The 12,503-nt window shown below is 68.7% G+C and carries 22 protein-coding genes; 4 read left to right on the forward strand and 18 right to left on the reverse strand.

Annotation, left to right across the window (positions count from 1 at the left end; translation table 11 throughout):
* Positions 1 to 89: 89 nt before the first annotated feature.
* Together WH85_RS06345 and WH85_RS06350 are read left to right on the forward strand one after the other, a co-directional pair.
* On the forward strand, positions 90 to 527 hold the full coding sequence (locus WH85_RS06345; RefSeq protein ID WP_045740748.1) for an acyl carrier protein: 438 nt from the start codon (positions 90 to 92) through the stop codon (positions 525 to 527).
* On the forward strand, positions 524 to 1,594 hold the full coding sequence (locus WH85_RS06350) for a 3-oxoacyl-ACP synthase III family protein (protein WP_052720195.1): 1,071 nt from the start codon (positions 524 to 526) through the stop codon (positions 1,592 to 1,594). Before WH85_RS06345 ends, WH85_RS06350 begins: the two co-directional genes overlap by 4 nt.
* 41 nt (positions 1,595 to 1,635) lie before the next feature.
* Here the strand turns inward: WH85_RS06350 and WH85_RS06355 are convergent, their stop codons facing one another.
* From WH85_RS06355 to WH85_RS06370, 4 genes are all read right to left on the reverse strand, one after another.
* A complete protein-coding gene (locus WH85_RS06355; RefSeq protein WP_052720196.1) occupies positions 1,636 to 3,279 on the reverse strand; it encodes a carbohydrate-binding domain-containing protein in 1,644 nt (547 codons plus the stop codon).
* 24 nt (positions 3,280 to 3,303) lie between these two features.
* On the reverse strand, positions 3,304 to 4,020 hold the full coding sequence (locus tag WH85_RS06360; protein WP_045740750.1) for a polyphosphate polymerase domain-containing protein: 717 nt from the start codon (positions 4,018 to 4,020) through the stop codon (positions 3,304 to 3,306).
* Positions 4,017 to 4,559: a DUF4956 domain-containing protein gene (locus WH85_RS06365; protein ID WP_245673845.1), complete on the reverse strand. Its 543-nt coding sequence runs from the start codon at positions 4,557 to 4,559 to the stop codon at positions 4,017 to 4,019. The genes WH85_RS06360 and WH85_RS06365 overlap by 4 nt, the downstream gene beginning before the upstream one ends.
* Before the next feature lie 225 nt (positions 4,560 to 4,784).
* Positions 4,785 to 6,308, reverse strand: a complete 1,524-nt coding sequence (locus WH85_RS06370; protein ID WP_052720197.1) for an alpha/beta hydrolase — start codon at positions 6,306 to 6,308, stop codon at positions 4,785 to 4,787.
* A 60-nt stretch (positions 6,309 to 6,368) separates the two neighbouring features.
* Between WH85_RS06370 and WH85_RS06375 the strand changes: the two genes are divergently transcribed.
* Positions 6,369 to 6,941 (forward strand): HD domain-containing protein, encoded by a 573-nt coding sequence (locus WH85_RS06375; RefSeq protein WP_245673846.1) that lies wholly within the window; start codon positions 6,369 to 6,371, stop codon positions 6,939 to 6,941.
* A gap of 67 nt (positions 6,942 to 7,008) precedes the next feature.
* Here the strand turns inward: WH85_RS06375 and WH85_RS48100 are convergent, their stop codons facing one another.
* The 13 genes from WH85_RS48100 to WH85_RS06430 form a co-directional block, all read right to left on the reverse strand.
* Complete coding sequence (locus WH85_RS48100) at positions 7,009 to 7,416, reverse strand: winged helix-turn-helix domain-containing protein (protein ID WP_045740753.1); 408 nt, start codon at positions 7,414 to 7,416, stop codon at positions 7,009 to 7,011.
* Between the two features lie 94 nt (positions 7,417 to 7,510).
* Positions 7,511 to 8,122, reverse strand: coding sequence for a hypothetical protein (locus WH85_RS06385; protein WP_045740754.1), 612 nt, complete (start codon positions 8,120 to 8,122; stop codon positions 7,511 to 7,513).
* Between the two features lie 329 nt (positions 8,123 to 8,451).
* Positions 8,452 to 8,610, reverse strand: a complete 159-nt coding sequence (locus tag WH85_RS50050; protein WP_157410809.1) for a hypothetical protein — start codon at positions 8,608 to 8,610, stop codon at positions 8,452 to 8,454.
* A complete protein-coding gene (locus WH85_RS06390) occupies positions 8,607 to 9,236 on the reverse strand; it encodes an HAD domain-containing protein (RefSeq protein ID WP_052720198.1) in 630 nt (209 codons plus the stop codon). The genes WH85_RS50050 and WH85_RS06390 overlap by 4 nt, the downstream gene beginning before the upstream one ends.
* Entirely contained in the window at positions 9,233 to 9,469 is a 237-nt protein-coding gene (locus tag WH85_RS06395; protein ID WP_045740755.1) for a hypothetical protein, read from the reverse strand. The genes WH85_RS06390 and WH85_RS06395 overlap by 4 nt, the downstream gene beginning before the upstream one ends.
* A 69-nt stretch (positions 9,470 to 9,538) precedes the next feature.
* Positions 9,539 to 9,886, reverse strand: coding sequence for a hypothetical protein (locus WH85_RS06400; protein ID WP_045740756.1), 348 nt, complete (start codon positions 9,884 to 9,886; stop codon positions 9,539 to 9,541).
* Positions 9,883 to 10,215 (reverse strand): hypothetical protein, encoded by a 333-nt coding sequence (locus tag WH85_RS06405; protein WP_045740757.1) that lies wholly within the window; start codon positions 10,213 to 10,215, stop codon positions 9,883 to 9,885. The genes WH85_RS06400 and WH85_RS06405 overlap by 4 nt, the downstream gene beginning before the upstream one ends.
* Positions 10,216 to 10,229: 14 nt before the next feature.
* On the reverse strand, positions 10,230 to 10,574 hold the full coding sequence (locus tag WH85_RS06410; RefSeq protein WP_045740758.1) for a hypothetical protein: 345 nt from the start codon (positions 10,572 to 10,574) through the stop codon (positions 10,230 to 10,232).
* Entirely contained in the window at positions 10,571 to 10,801 is a 231-nt protein-coding gene (locus WH85_RS06415; RefSeq protein WP_045740759.1) for a hypothetical protein, read from the reverse strand. The genes WH85_RS06410 and WH85_RS06415 overlap by 4 nt, the downstream gene beginning before the upstream one ends.
* Positions 10,798 to 11,040, reverse strand: a complete 243-nt coding sequence (locus tag WH85_RS06420; RefSeq protein WP_045740760.1) for a hypothetical protein — start codon at positions 11,038 to 11,040, stop codon at positions 10,798 to 10,800. Before WH85_RS06420 ends, WH85_RS06415 begins: the two co-directional genes overlap by 4 nt.
* On the reverse strand, positions 11,037 to 11,213 hold the full coding sequence (locus WH85_RS50055; RefSeq protein ID WP_157410810.1) for a hypothetical protein: 177 nt from the start codon (positions 11,211 to 11,213) through the stop codon (positions 11,037 to 11,039). Before WH85_RS50055 ends, WH85_RS06420 begins: the two co-directional genes overlap by 4 nt.
* Positions 11,210 to 11,422 (reverse strand): hypothetical protein, encoded by a 213-nt coding sequence (locus tag WH85_RS06425; RefSeq protein WP_045740761.1) that lies wholly within the window; start codon positions 11,420 to 11,422, stop codon positions 11,210 to 11,212. The genes WH85_RS50055 and WH85_RS06425 overlap by 4 nt, the downstream gene beginning before the upstream one ends.
* Positions 11,422 to 11,709, reverse strand: coding sequence for a hypothetical protein (locus WH85_RS06430; RefSeq protein ID WP_045740762.1), 288 nt, complete (start codon positions 11,707 to 11,709; stop codon positions 11,422 to 11,424). Before WH85_RS06430 ends, WH85_RS06425 begins: the two co-directional genes overlap by 1 nt.
* A 126-nt stretch (positions 11,710 to 11,835) precedes the next feature.
* Here WH85_RS06430 and WH85_RS50060 point away from each other — a divergent pair, with 126 nt between their 5' ends.
* Positions 11,836 to 12,084 carry a hypothetical protein gene (locus tag WH85_RS50060; protein ID WP_157410811.1) on the forward strand — a complete coding sequence of 83 codons (249 nt, stop codon included), beginning with the start codon at positions 11,836 to 11,838 and terminating at the stop codon, positions 12,082 to 12,084.
* Between the two features lie 18 nt (positions 12,085 to 12,102).
* On the opposite strand, the gene WH85_RS06435 is transcribed toward WH85_RS50060, so the two are convergent.
* Entirely contained in the window at positions 12,103 to 12,498 is a 396-nt protein-coding gene (locus WH85_RS06435) for a hypothetical protein (RefSeq protein WP_157410812.1), read from the reverse strand.
* Between the last annotated feature and the right edge of the window lie 5 nt (positions 12,499 to 12,503).

A 12,503-nucleotide genomic window follows, 5' to 3' on the forward strand; every position in this document is an offset into this window, starting at 1 on the left:
CGTCGCTGACAACAGAGGCCCCGATGTGGGCCGTCGCTGACAACAGAGGCCTCGGCGTGGGCCGTCCCTGACAACAGAAGGAGAGACCAATGGACCGTCACGAGATCACCGAGATCGTCACCACCGCCGTGGTGGACGGTCTGGGCGCCGAGCCCGACGAGGTCACCCCCGACGCGACCCTGCTCGACGATCTCAGCGCCGAGTCGATCGACCTGCTGGACATCCTGTTCCGCCTGGAGCGCGCGCTCAAGGTGAAGATCCAGGCGGCCCAGCTCGCCGAGTACGTGCAGGGCGGCATCCCGGACGAGGAGTTCGGCGACGCCGACGAGATCATCACCGAGAAGGGCCTGGCCCAGCTGCTGCGGGTGATGCCGCAGATCGACCCGGACGAGCTGCGCGGCACCCTGAAGGCCCGCAGGGTGATGAGCCTGTTCACCGTGGACAACCTGGTCGACCTTGTGATCCACCGGATGGCGGTGGACGCGATGGAGGCCGGCACACCGGAGCGGGCCGAGGTGCCGGCATGACGAACGTGCACGTCATCGGGACCGGCGGCTATCAGCCCGGCGATCCGATCCCGACATCGGAGATCGAACGCCTGGTCGGCCCGCTGCCCGCCGACGTCCTCGAGGGGCTGGCGATCACGAGCCGGCACTGGATCGCCGACCCGGCCACCGGCGCACAGTCCGAGAACAACTCGGACATGGCGCTCAAGGCGGCGCAGCGGGCGCTGGAGTCGGCCGGGGTGGACGCCGCCGAGATCGACCTGATGATCCTGGCGACCGGCACCCCCGACTACGTGCTGCCGCCGGTGGTCAACCTGGTGCAGGAGCGGCTGGGCCTGGTCCGGTGCGCCACCATGGAGCTGCGGTCCGGCGGCGCCGGGGTGGTCCAGGCCATGGAGATCGCCCGCCGGTTCCTCGCCGACGGGACGTACCGGACCGCCCTGCTGATCGGCAGTGAGGCGATCTCACCGGTGCTGATCCCGGTGTTCCTCGGGCAGGACCCGGCGAAGATCCGGATGCGCGAGCGGATCCCGGTCTACATGTTCGGCGACGGCGCGGGCGCGCTGGTGATGCGGGCCGGGGAGGGGCCGGGCGGGGTCTCGGCCGGGGCGACGGCCTGCATCGGCGGGGACCGCAAACCGGGCATCCACGCGGTCGGCGGCGGCACGCACGCGCCGATCGCCGAGCAGCTGAAGGCCAAACGCCTGGTCGACCTGCGGGTCGACGTGGTCGGGGCGGGCGACTTCACCCCGCAGATGGTGATCGAGGGGATCGGCGCGACGCTCGCCGCGGCGAAGGTGGACGTCGAGACCGTCGACCTCTGCCTGGTCCCGGAGGGCAACGTCGGCTGGATGCGCGACTCGCTCACCGACCAGGGCCTGGACCAGGGCGCCTGGAAGGCCCTCGACGGCAAGGTGATCGACAGCCTGCCGGTGATGGGGGCGGTCGGGTGCGCCGCGGTGCCGCTCTTCCTCGACGACGCGTGGCGCAGCGGGCGGATCCGGCGCGGGGACCGGGTGATGGTCGTCGGCGTCGAGTCCACCAAGTGGATCTATGCGGGCGCTGTCATCGACTGGACGATGCCGTGAGGAAGCGGTGAGAGCACGGGAGTGCTCTCACCGCGTACCCCTTACGACCGCACGCCTGCCGTGACCGTGGTGACCTGGGTGCCGGACAACGTGCCTCCGGTGTAGAGGCCGCCGCCGACGGCCGTGCCCGACACGCTGCCCCCGGTCCGGACCGCGTAGACGGTGCCCCGGGTGATCTGGCTGGACGAGAAGACCACGCTCTTGAACGCCTTCGTCGACTGGTAGGTCGCGATCTGCGTGCCCGAGGTGGTGGCCAGGTGCACGATCGTGCCGGCCGCCTGGTTGGCGCTGAAGGTGACCTGCACCCAGCCTTGGCCCGCGGTCGGGAGTGTGCTGGTCGAGGCGCTGATGCCCGCCGACAGCACGGTCCCGCCGGTGATGGTCAGCGCGCCGTTGGAGTCCAGGCCGCCCTCACCGCCGCCGCGCGTCGCGGAGCCGGTGACCACCACGTTGCCGCCGGTCAGGGTGAGCGCGCCGTTGGAGTCCAGCCCGTCGGTGCCGCCGTTGACCAGCACCGTTCCGCCGCTGACCTGGATCAGCGCGTTGGGGGAGTTCTGCATCTCCTCGTACGCCGGGTCGGAGGCGTTGACCGCGTCGTCGGAGGCGGTGGCGCCGGCGGTGCCGCCGGTGAAGTACACCTTGAGGCCCTCGATGCCCTCCACCGACTTGGTGACGTTCACCGAGCCGCCGGCGACGGTCACGATGTTCTCCGCGTGCACGCCGTCGTCGCCGCTGGAGATGGTGGTGCTGCCGCCGTCCACGGTGATGTTGCCGTCCGAGTGCAGGCCGTCGTCGACGGTGGCGGTCACCGTGGCCTGGCCGTCGCTGATCGCCACCAGCGTGCCGGCCTTGAGGCCCTTGCCGGCCGACGTCCGCGCGGTGATCGTGCCGCCGTTGACCAGCACGTCGGTCTGGCCGGTGATCGCGTCGTCGGCCGCGGTGGCGCTGACCGTGCCGCCGCCGATCCAGACGTACCCGGCGGTGGCGCTCTCCTCGTTGTCGGCCTTGATCCCGTCGCCGGCGCTGCCGGTCGCGGTGATCGTGCCGCCGTCGACGACCACGTAGTCCTTGCCGCGGATCGCGTCGTCCTTGGCGGTCACCGTGATCGTCCCGGCGGTGATCACCAGGCCGTCCTTGGCGGCGATGCCGTCGTTGGCGTTGCCGGTGACGACCAGCGCGCCGGGGCCGTCGATGGTCAGGTCCGACGAGGAGACCAGCGCGCCGTCCACCGACGTGGTGCCGTCGGTGAGCCGGTTCGTGGTGCCGGACTGCAGGTGGACCAGGACCCGGGTGGCCGCGGTGACGTTGATCGCGGCGGTGGTGCTGTTGGTGATCGTCACCCCGTTGAGGATCAGCCGGACCACTCCGGAGCCGGTGCTGTTCACCACGATCTGGCCGTTGGTGAGGGAGCCCGCGAAGCGGTAGGTGCCCGCGGCGTTCACCGTGACGGTGCTGCCGGAGACGGTCACGTTGGAGCTGGTGGTGGTCGCGGAGGTGCCGGTCAGCGTGACCGCGGCGACGTCCGACTCGGACCAGGTGTGGTCGGCGGCGACGTCGTGGTCGGCCACGTTGGCGGCGAGCGCCGCCGCCGCGGCGGGGCCGGCGGCGAGGGCGGGTGCCGCCGGCACCACGAGGACGGCGAGGGCGGCGGCGCTGACGGCGGCGAGATGGGGGAGTCTTCGCACGATTCTTCCTTACGTGGATGGTGACTAGCGGAAATGTCGCCTCAGAGTGCGACTCCATCGGGTGGCCGGCAGCTCGGGGCGCAGCGCGGCCAGCCCGGTGGCGTATTTGGAGATGCTGACCGGGCGGTGCCCACGGGCCCACAGCAACCGGTCGATCGGGGAAGCGGCGGAACTGGTCTTCGTCTCGACGATCGCGATGTCCGGCAGGAACAGGCCGATGCCGTCGGCGCAGGTCCAGCTCAGGTCCACGTCGACGGTGGCGCGCGAGTTCCCGGCCGGCTGGTACAGCGTGGTCCGCCGGTAGTGCGTGACCAGCGTCGGGACCAGCGGATAGGCGCTGCCCAGGATCTCCTCGACGAACGGGAGCCCGGCCTCGACGCTGTCCTGGTGGTCCAGCTCGTAGGGCAGCCGGTCCTTGACCGTTCCGCCCCGGTACCCCTCGGTCTTGACCTCGAACCAGCAGGCGGCCGAGTCCACGTACGTCCGGGTCCGGACCTTGAATCGGCGCCGGCGGCGATGCGCGGTGAGGCGGAAACTGATCAGGTCCGGGGTGTCGAAGTAGACCGACCGGTAGCGGAAGGCGCGCTCGCCGCCGATCTCCAGCACCCGGGTCCGCGGATCGACCGTTCCCATGATCTGCAGGGCGGCGTCGCGGGGCAGCACGTACTTGCGGTCGACCCGGGTCTGCAGTGCGGCCTTCTCGGTGAGTTCGGCCAGCGAGATGGGATCCAGGACCTTCATCGGTGCGCTCCGGCCAGGGCGTCCGCCTTGCGGTTCTGGGGGTACGAGTACCGCACCTCGACGATGGTCGTCTCGTTGACCAGGTCGACCCGTTCCACGGTGGCCTTGTGGACGCGGGCGCCGAGGACCTGCTCGAGTTTGGCGATCAGTGCCGTCTGCTCGACGATCGCGGTGTCCAGCACCAGCGTCTGCCGGTGGTAGGTGCGCAGCAGCCGCGGGTGGTCGCCGAGGAACATCACCACCAGGATCAGGCCCATCAGCGAGGGGGCCAGCCAGGCGGGACCGCCGCTGAGCGGGCCGAGGACGCCGAGCGCGAGGGCCGAGAAGTAGTACGCCACCTCGTGCTGGTCGAGTTCGGTCGAGCGCAGCCGGATGATCGAGAGTACGCCGAACAGGCCGAGGCCGAGTCCCGCACCGACGGTGCTGGAGCTCAGCGAGCCGGCGACGGCGAGCACGCCGACGTTCACCCCGAGGTACGCGACGACCAGGTCACGGCGGCGGTGACGGGGGAAGTACAGGCCGAAGACCAGGATGGACACCGCGACAAGGTCTATCGCAAAGAGTGCGAGCCGGGGCATAGTGGTGCGACCTCCTGGTACTCAAGGTGAACAGCGGGTGACTCATCGATGAACTTGAATGGTTACGGTAAGCCCTTTCCTAGGGCCTGGGTAGGTTTGCGAACCTCAGAGGAAGCTCAAAGAACGCTGTGAACGCAGAGCGGCGCCGGCCCTGTCAGGGCCGGCGCCGCGGGGTGTTCTGTCTGGTTAGCCCGGGAAAGGCGGGGTGTCCTGGGTGCACCGAGTGCCCGCCGGGGGCACGTCGCCGTTCAGCAGATAGCGGGATTTCCAGTCGGTCACACACTGGCTGTAGCGGGTGGTGTGCCCGAACCCGTCGAGCGTCAGCAGCCGCGCGTTGCCGAGCTCTCGGCTCATCCGGAGCGCGAAGTCGTACCGCGTAGCCGGGTCGAAGGTCGGGTTCAGCAGCAGCACCGTGTTCGCGGTCCGCTTGTTCCACGGACCGTGATAACGCTCGGTGATCCGCGGCCAGTTCGCACAGCCGGCCTCACTCAGCGCCTCGGCCCGCCCGAACGTGCGGTGCGCCGCCTCGAACCGGTCCGCGATCGCCGGATAGGCGGCCGGGTTCCGGGGCAGCGGGTTGTCCGAGCAGTTCACCGCGAGCGAGGCGTCCAGCGAGTTGAACCCGTACGCGTCGTCCGACGGGAGTCCGGAAGACTTCGGGAAGGTGACGTCGGTGATCTTCCTGGCGGACTGGCCGAACACCACCTCGTACACCAGTTGGAGGGTCGCCGCCGTCTCCGGGAACTCGGCCATGTCGTACAGCGTCTCCCCGATGAACTCGGTGAAATCGTCGATCGTGCGTTCGCCGAGTCCCGGGATCGTCACCGGACCCTGCCGGAACCGCTCGCGCAGTGCGTCGAACCTCACCCGGGCGTCACCCGCAAACGGGCAGGCCGCACCGGCCTCGTCGCAGGCCGCCAGGAAACCGGACAGGGCGATCTCGAACCCGCCGGCCCGGTCGAACTTGTTCTCCAGGCGGTGATCGGTGCGCTGCTCCGGGTCGACGTTGCCGTCCAGGATGACCGCCCGGACCCGCTGCGGGAACAGGTTCACGTAGGTGGCGCCGAGCAGCGTCCCGTAGGAGAACCCGAGGTAGGTCAATTTGTCGTCGCCCACCGCGCGGCGCAGCCGGTCGAGATCCTGCGCCACGTTCACCGTGCTCATGTGGGTGAGCAGCGGGCCCATGTTCGCCTTACAGGCCTCGGTGTACTCGTACCGGGCAGCCAGGGTCTCGCTGATCTCGGCCGCGGTCAGCGGCACACCGGTGACCCGGTCCAGGACGGCGGCCGCCTCCTCCTCGGTCGGATGGCACTGCACCGGGTCGCTTCCCCCGATGCCGCGCGGGTCGAAACCGACCAGGTCGAAACGGGCGAGCACCGCGGGCGAGGCGATGTCGGCCGCCCGGGTGACCATGCCGCGCCCGGCGCCGCCCGGACCGCCCGGATTCACGAAGAGCGTGCCGATCCGGTGCGCGGGATCATCGGCGGGCCGCCGGGCGAGGGCGATCGTGGTGGTGGCGCCGCGCGGCTCGTCGTGGTCGAGCGGCACCTCGTAGGCCGCGCAGTCGAAACCGGACAGCTCGGTCTCGGTGCAGGCGGACCAGGTGATCGATGGGGTGGCGGATGCTCCGGTCGGGACGGCGACGGCGGCGGCGACGATCGCGGCGGTACTGATCGCGGCCGCCTCGCCGATGCGAGAGAGATGGGCCATGCCCGCCACGGTCTCATGTATGTAAATTCCTCGTTGCCCCGTACGGTCTGGGATCATGGGATGGTGATCGTTTCCAGTGACCAGCAAATCCGTGAGCTGCACGAACAGGCTGCCCCCAGTGCCGAGGCGTTCGACCTCGTCTGGACCCATTGCCGGATCGTCTGCCGCATCGCCGAACAGGTGGCCCCGCCCGGCGTCGACCTCGCCCTGGTCCGGGCCGGCGCGCTGCTGCACGACATCGGCGTCTACCGCCTGGCGGCCGGCGAGCACTACGTGCGGCACGGCGTGCTCGGCGAGCAGTGGCTGCACGGGCTGGAACTGCCGGACGTGCTGAGCCGGTTCTGCGCCCACCACACCGGCGTCGGCGTGACCAGGGACGACGTGGTGCAGCAGGGCCTGCCGTTGCCGGTGGCCGACTACCTCGCCGACACCCCGGAGGAGGAGATCGTGATGTACGCCGACAAGTTCCACAGCAAGGGCGGCACCCCCGGCTTCGTCACGGCGGCCTCCTTCGCGGCGAGCGTGGCCCGCTTCGGCGCCGACAAGGCCGCCCAGTTCAAGCGCATGGTCGACAGATTCGGCGAACCCGACCTGAAGGCGCTGGCTGAAGAATTCGGCCATCCTATTCGCTGATATCCACGGCAGGCCAGATCTTGCTTTGGGGTAACGGTGGGGCAACCAGCCCGGCTTTTGAGGCGTGTCAGCCGGGCCAGACCAGCCGCCACCGGTCCGCCGGAAACACCGTCACCCCACCGCCCGGATCTGCCACCACCAAGAGCGGAACCCCATCCGGCAGGTCCAGCTCGGCCCGTTCCAACTCGGTCGCCGGCCGGGCCGTCACGGTTGCGCCGGCCGGTGGGGTGAGGTCGCGCATCTCAGGTTGTTCGCGCACCACCCAAGCATGGCCCCTGGCCCGGGTGACGAGTCCTTCGCTGCGAAGAATGTCGTGGGCCTTCGTGGCTGTTTCGCGGGTGATGCCGTACTGCTGGGCGAGGCTGCGGGCGGACGGCAATGGTTGTCCGGGTCGAAGTTTCCCGGTGACGATCTGTTCCCGCAGGTGGGCCGCAATTTGTTGATAGATGGTTGCACCCGGACGCGGGGAGATCATTCACCTGACAGTAGGCATACCGCCTAGGTGGCCTAGTGGTGGAGTGGAGTAGTCCACCCGGGCGGCAGAGGCTCACCAACGAGCGCGGGAACGGTCAGTTGTTGGGCCATTCCGTGCGCTTGCCGGTGCTCATTGGCAGCTGGTCGAGGTCGGCCAGGCTCGCCCCGGCACGGCCGAGGGCCATTCCTTGCTTGACGCCGTCTTCCCAGGTGGGCATTTTCTGAACGGCAGCCACGACCTGCGCCATCTGGGCACGCATTTCCTGCACTTCGGCCAGAACGTCGCTGTGGCCGGTGGTGAGGGTCGCGGCGAGCCTGTTGTTCTCGGCGATCAGCTTCGCGTTCGCTTCGATGCGCCGGGCGTTTTCGTCGGCGCGGATCGCTGCCCGGCGGGTGATGGTGCGCTGGGGGCGGAGCATTTTTTCGAGTTGGCCGGCGACTCCGGCGGTGATGCTGACGGAGAAGACGCAAAGGGCGAGGACGAAGGCGAGGAGCCGGTATTCGACTTCGGCCCAGACGTGGGAGTCGAGGAGGATGACGGCGGCGAGGGCGGTGATGGCGAGGCCTGTGGTGAGTCCGAGGCTGAGGTAGGTGAGGTGTTCGCCGCGTCGTTGGGTGTGGGCTTCGGTGTCGTGTTGGGGGAGGCCGCGTTCGGCGGGGTGTTGGGTGCCGAGGGCGATGTGTTCGCGGGTGGTGTCTCCGTGCATGGTCGCCTCCCGGTGTGTTGATCGGTGTCTACGTGGGCCAACCTCGATCTCGCGGGTGGGTTACGGGGAGGGTTCGGTCTGGTGTGGATCGTGCCCGTTTTCTATGGGTTACGGGCCTGGTTAGGCCACATGTTCGATCCGCACACCCGGTTGTGATCAATGTGTGTTCACGTGCACAATCCCGGACACGCCTTCCGTAGTAGTTGTTCGTATCTGCTGGTGGGAGCCTGTGAGCTGCAAGCGCTTCACGCTCACTTTCGGACTCCAAGCGGTGCAAGTTGCGCACCTTCGACGCGGAGGACTCCTCGTCGCCCCAGCCAACCCCGGAGTCACAACTGCACCTCGTCGACGCGCGCGTCGAAGTCGCCGGTGAGGGTGTCGTAGATGAGCTGTCCGCAGTCGTTGACGGCCGGATCATCACTGCGGCGCAGCAGCTGGAGAGCGAGGGCCCGCATCTTCGCGTGCAGCACCTCCGCGGTGTCGGTCACTGCTCCTCCTTGCAGAACGCTTCGATGAGGTCGATGTGTTCGGGCCGCAGCCCGCGGGACGGGTTGGGTGCGATCAGCAGCGCCCGACCTGCTTTCTCCGCCTCGCCCAGCTCGGGGAACAGGTCCCGGGCTGCGTCCACCTCGACGTCGTCGGTCCAGATGAGCCGACGCCCGCCCTCGAGGACGTCCAAGGCGGCACGCACTTTCAGCTCCGCCCACACCAGGTGCGCCGGCCGGTCGCCGAACGCGGTCTCGTAGGCGCCGGTGCCGAGCCGGTCCTGGACGGCGGTGATGTCGGGGCACCAGGTGGTCGACCAGCGGACCACGGCGAGGGCGCTGTCGTGGATGCGGCGGATCGCGGCGATCAGTTGCGGTTCCCAGCGGATCCGGTACTCGCGGCGGTCCATGCTCGACCACACCTGGGTGGAGTGCGGGGCACGTGACCAGCCGGCGCGGGACGCGTTGATGACCCCATCAATATCGAGGAGCCAGATCGGCGGTTCGGCCGTGGGTTCCCAGCCGTAGTGGCGGGCGCAGCGGGTGCACACACCGGAGCGGCTGGGCGTGTTGTCGTGGCCGGGCGTGGGGTTGTAGTCGACGCCGCAGCACGGGCAGTGGCCGGTCACGGACGGACCTCGCCGAGGACGGTGAGGGTGTCCATGCGCGTGCTGGCGAGCGCTTCCAGCTTCGTCCAGGACAGGCGGTGCACGAGCACGTCCTCGCCGAGTCCGGCCTGGTACCAGCGTTCGGTGGAGTCTTTCGCCTGGGCGTCGTCGCGGGCCCAGAGTTCGAGGTGCCACGGGTCGTTGTCAACGAGGTTGCCGATCAGGACGAGGTGCTTATCGTCGGGCTCTTGCATCGCGGGTCTCCTGTCGTGGTCTGGTCGTCTGCCGCGGCGCTCGCACCTGTCGAGCACCACAGCCGGCGGTCAGAGCCAGGCCGGGCCTTGGACCTCACTGCTGAGGGGTGTGCCGGTGTCGGCGTGGTCGCGGTAGTCGTCGAGGATCCCGTCGATCGCATGCCACGCCCCGGTCACCGTGCCGTCCGGCTCGCGGTACGCCTCGCGGTGCCGCTTGAGCCATGCTTCGACGTCGCTTCCCCGCATGGCCTCGTGAACGGCCGGGCGTCCGTCGAGGGCTGCCTGGATGTTCTCGCCGAGGGCGATGATGTAGGCGACCTCGGGCGTCCACACACCGGTCTTGTCCGCCTTGTCGAGGCGGTCGGCCAGGAGGTTGAGTGCTTGGATGGCAGCTTCGTGGCTGGTGGGGCGGGTCACGCCAGCACCTCGGCAATGTCGATGCGCACCTGGTTGCGGTGCGACACCTCGAGGCGGCCGGCCTCGAACTCGGCGAGCATCTCCGCGCATTCGGCCGTGCTGTAGGTGCCGTCACCCCACGCCTGCCCGGACAGGTTGCAGGGTCCGCGGACGCCGTTGCGCCAGTCGAGGACGGTGTAGAGCCGCTGAATAGTGTCGGTCCGGCTGGCCAGGTCGAGGGTCAGGACGGCGAAGTATTCGCTGACCGCGCGGACAGTCCATGGGTGCGGGTCACCACCGAGCCGGAGTTGCTGGCCTACGGTGAGGTCGAGCGGGGTGATCGCGGTCATGGTGGTCTCCTTCGTCAGTTCTCGTCATGCCAGGCGGGTTGTTCGCCCTCGGCGTGCGGGGCGTGCCGCAGTATGGAGCCGCAGCGGGCGGAGTAGCGGAAGCCGTCACACCACGGCCGGGCGGCGAACTCGGCGTCGTCGCGGGCGTTGGCCTGGTTGAGGACCGCCGTGCGTGCGTCGGGGTTCAGGTCGTCGAGGAACCGGGCGTCGCCGAAGTGGGCGGACTTAACGCGGAGGGCGGCTTCTTCACTGTTGGTGCCGAGGTCGATCCAGGTGGCGTTGCACCAGATGCCGTCGGCGCGGAAGGTGTGGAGGCTGCCGTGGGAGAAGCACCAGGCGTAGGTGGGCTGGACGGTCATGATCCGATCTCTGTCCATGCCGGGTCGTACTTCTGGAGCCGGTTGTCCCGGATGTGGGCTTCGATCGCCGTCCGGGCCGCGGCGATCTGCTTCTCGGCAGTCTCGTACGCGGTGACGAGCGGGTCGGGGAGCAGGTAGTAGCTGTTGTTGTCGTCGGTGTCGGTGAGGCGTTCAACGTGGGTGGCGAGGGAGTCACCTTCGTAGACCCAGGCTCGGACGTCGGTCATGCGGGTGTCTCCTTCTCGTAGCGGTCGGCGAGGGCGTCCAGGTCGGCGGCCAATCTGGTCATCTGGGTTCGGCGGAACTGTTCCTCGAACTTCGTGCTGGAGATGCCGTCCACCTCGGCCCGGATGACGATGACAGCTTCACGGACGGTCTGGGTGGTGGTGTCGCCTTGGGTGGGCCAGACCGCATCGAACTGGCGCATCACGGCGTCGAGTTCGGCGCGGGGGATCGTGACGGTCACGCGGGCACCTCGTCGGCCGGGATGAGCTGGTCGGTGGTGACCCGGCACCAGTCGTCGGAGGGGAAGTCGACGATGCTGTCTTTGCGGCACCAGTCCGGCTTGACGTAGATGCCGACCTCGCGGCGCTGGCGGTGGTAGACGCGGTCGCCTTCGGTGAACTGGTGGTCGGTCATTCGGTCGGCCCCTCTTCCTCGTCGGCGCCCCACGCCTCTTCGACGGCGACGCCGGCTGCTTTGGCGATGGCGCGGGCGGTCTTCTCGACGGCGTCCATGCCGGACCAGCCGTGTTCGTCGTGGTTGGCGGATGAGACGGTGCGGCCGTTGACCTCGATGGTGAGGTGTTCGTCGTCGGGGTGGCGGATGGTGATGGTGAAGGCGTCCATCAGGCGTTCGCCTCGATCTGGCGCAGGTAGGCGTTCCAGGCGTCGACCATGTCGTTCCATTCGTCGACGCCTTCGGTGGTGACGTGTTTCGCGGCGGCGGTGACGAATTTGGCGCGGGCGTCGGTGGTGCCGGGGTACCACTCGAGGTTCCCGCCGAGGGCGGTGACGCGGCGTTCGAGTTCGCGGACGTAGGCGACGACGAGGTGCGCGGGCGCGTAGTCGCTGTCCCAGCTTTCGGGCATGCCGCTCATGAGGTCGTCGATCAGCTTCTGGGTTTCCGGCTGCATACGTTTCCCCTGATCAGAATTGGTGGTCAGATTAAGTCTCCAGTTTACCGACCGGCCTCCACGATCACGACCCCGTGCGAGTGCACCTGCGGGGGATTTTGGTGGTCACAATGAGACACTGGCCCCGTGACCGAGGACCGCAACGACCCGCGCGTAGACGTCCGCGCCCCACGAGCCGAACTCGACGCGGCGAGACGGGTACTGGAAGGGTCGGGCTGGTCGATGCAGCAGCTGGTTCAGGCGTGTCTGCGGGCACTGGTCGCCGACCAGGACGGGCTTCTTGCCCAGCTGCGGCCGTACTACCGGGAGAAGCGTCAGCCGGGACGTCCGCGTAAGAACCCGGACCCGCAAAAGCCCGCCACCCCAGGGGAGTGACGGGCCCTCGGCCTCAGGTCAGTTCTCTCCGCGTAGCTTGGCCGCAGCCGCTTCCGCCAGCTTCCCGGCGAGTTCCTGTTGCTCGTCCTCGGACAGGTTCCAGAACCAGTTCGTTCCGCGACCGGCAGGGTTGGGTATCACCTGAAGCACTCGTTCCCGGCGCCAGGCTGCGCTCTCTTCGTCATCGTTGAGGCGTGGCTCGACAGGTTGGTCGGGCCTGGGGCCGGTGCCGACGTGAGCGGGAGAGGCGATTTCTTTCACGATGACGTCGGCAAGATGATCGAGGTCTGGCGTTCGTGGGACTGTCGGCGCGTGCGCCTCAAGGATGACGAGAACAGCGATGTTCGCGGCCTTGATGAGTTCCGGGTTGATGGTCACGGTTTCCTCCTGGTTGCTGGTGATCACCAGGTTCACCGCCG

This window comes from Actinoplanes rectilineatus, from assembly GCF_000962825.1.
In the GTDB taxonomy this organism is placed as follows: domain Bacteria; phylum Actinomycetota; class Actinomycetes; order Mycobacteriales; family Micromonosporaceae; genus Actinoplanes; species Actinoplanes rectilineatus.

Bases quoted from the DNA above. Each gene is read 5' to 3' on its own strand.
- WH85_RS06345 (WP_045740748.1), top strand. From the start codon at position 90: ATGGACCGTCACGAGATCACCGAGATCGTCACCACCGCCGTGGTGGAC.
- WH85_RS06350 (WP_052720195.1), top strand. From the start codon at position 524: ATGACGAACGTGCACGTCATCGGGACCGGCGGCTATCAGCCCGGCGAT.
- WH85_RS06360 (WP_045740750.1), bottom strand. From the start codon at position 4,020: ATGAAGGTCCTGGATCCCATCTCGCTGGCCGAACTCACCGAGAAGGCC.
- WH85_RS06370 (WP_052720197.1), bottom strand. From the start codon at position 6,308: ATGGCCCATCTCTCTCGCATCGGCGAGGCGGCCGCGATCAGTACCGCC.
- WH85_RS06375 (WP_245673846.1), top strand. From the start codon at position 6,369: ATGGTGATCGTTTCCAGTGACCAGCAAATCCGTGAGCTGCACGAACAG.
- WH85_RS48100 (WP_045740753.1), bottom strand. From the start codon at position 7,416: ATGATCTCCCCGCGTCCGGGTGCAACCATCTATCAACAAATTGCGGCC.
- WH85_RS06385 (WP_045740754.1), bottom strand. From the start codon at position 8,122: ATGCACGGAGACACCACCCGCGAACACATCGCCCTCGGCACCCAACAC.
- WH85_RS06395 (WP_045740755.1), bottom strand. From the start codon at position 9,469: ATGCAAGAGCCCGACGATAAGCACCTCGTCCTGATCGGCAACCTCGTT.
- WH85_RS06405 (WP_045740757.1), bottom strand. From the start codon at position 10,215: ATGACCGCGATCACCCCGCTCGACCTCACCGTAGGCCAGCAACTCCGG.
- WH85_RS06410 (WP_045740758.1), bottom strand. From the start codon at position 10,574: ATGACCGTCCAGCCCACCTACGCCTGGTGCTTCTCCCACGGCAGCCTC.
- WH85_RS06415 (WP_045740759.1), bottom strand. From the start codon at position 10,801: ATGACCGACGTCCGAGCCTGGGTCTACGAAGGTGACTCCCTCGCCACC.
- WH85_RS50055 (WP_157410810.1), bottom strand. From the start codon at position 11,213: ATGACCGACCACCAGTTCACCGAAGGCGACCGCGTCTACCACCGCCAG.
- WH85_RS06425 (WP_045740761.1), bottom strand. From the start codon at position 11,422: ATGGACGCCTTCACCATCACCATCCGCCACCCCGACGACGAACACCTC.
- WH85_RS06430 (WP_045740762.1), bottom strand. From the start codon at position 11,709: ATGCAGCCGGAAACCCAGAAGCTGATCGACGACCTCATGAGCGGCATG.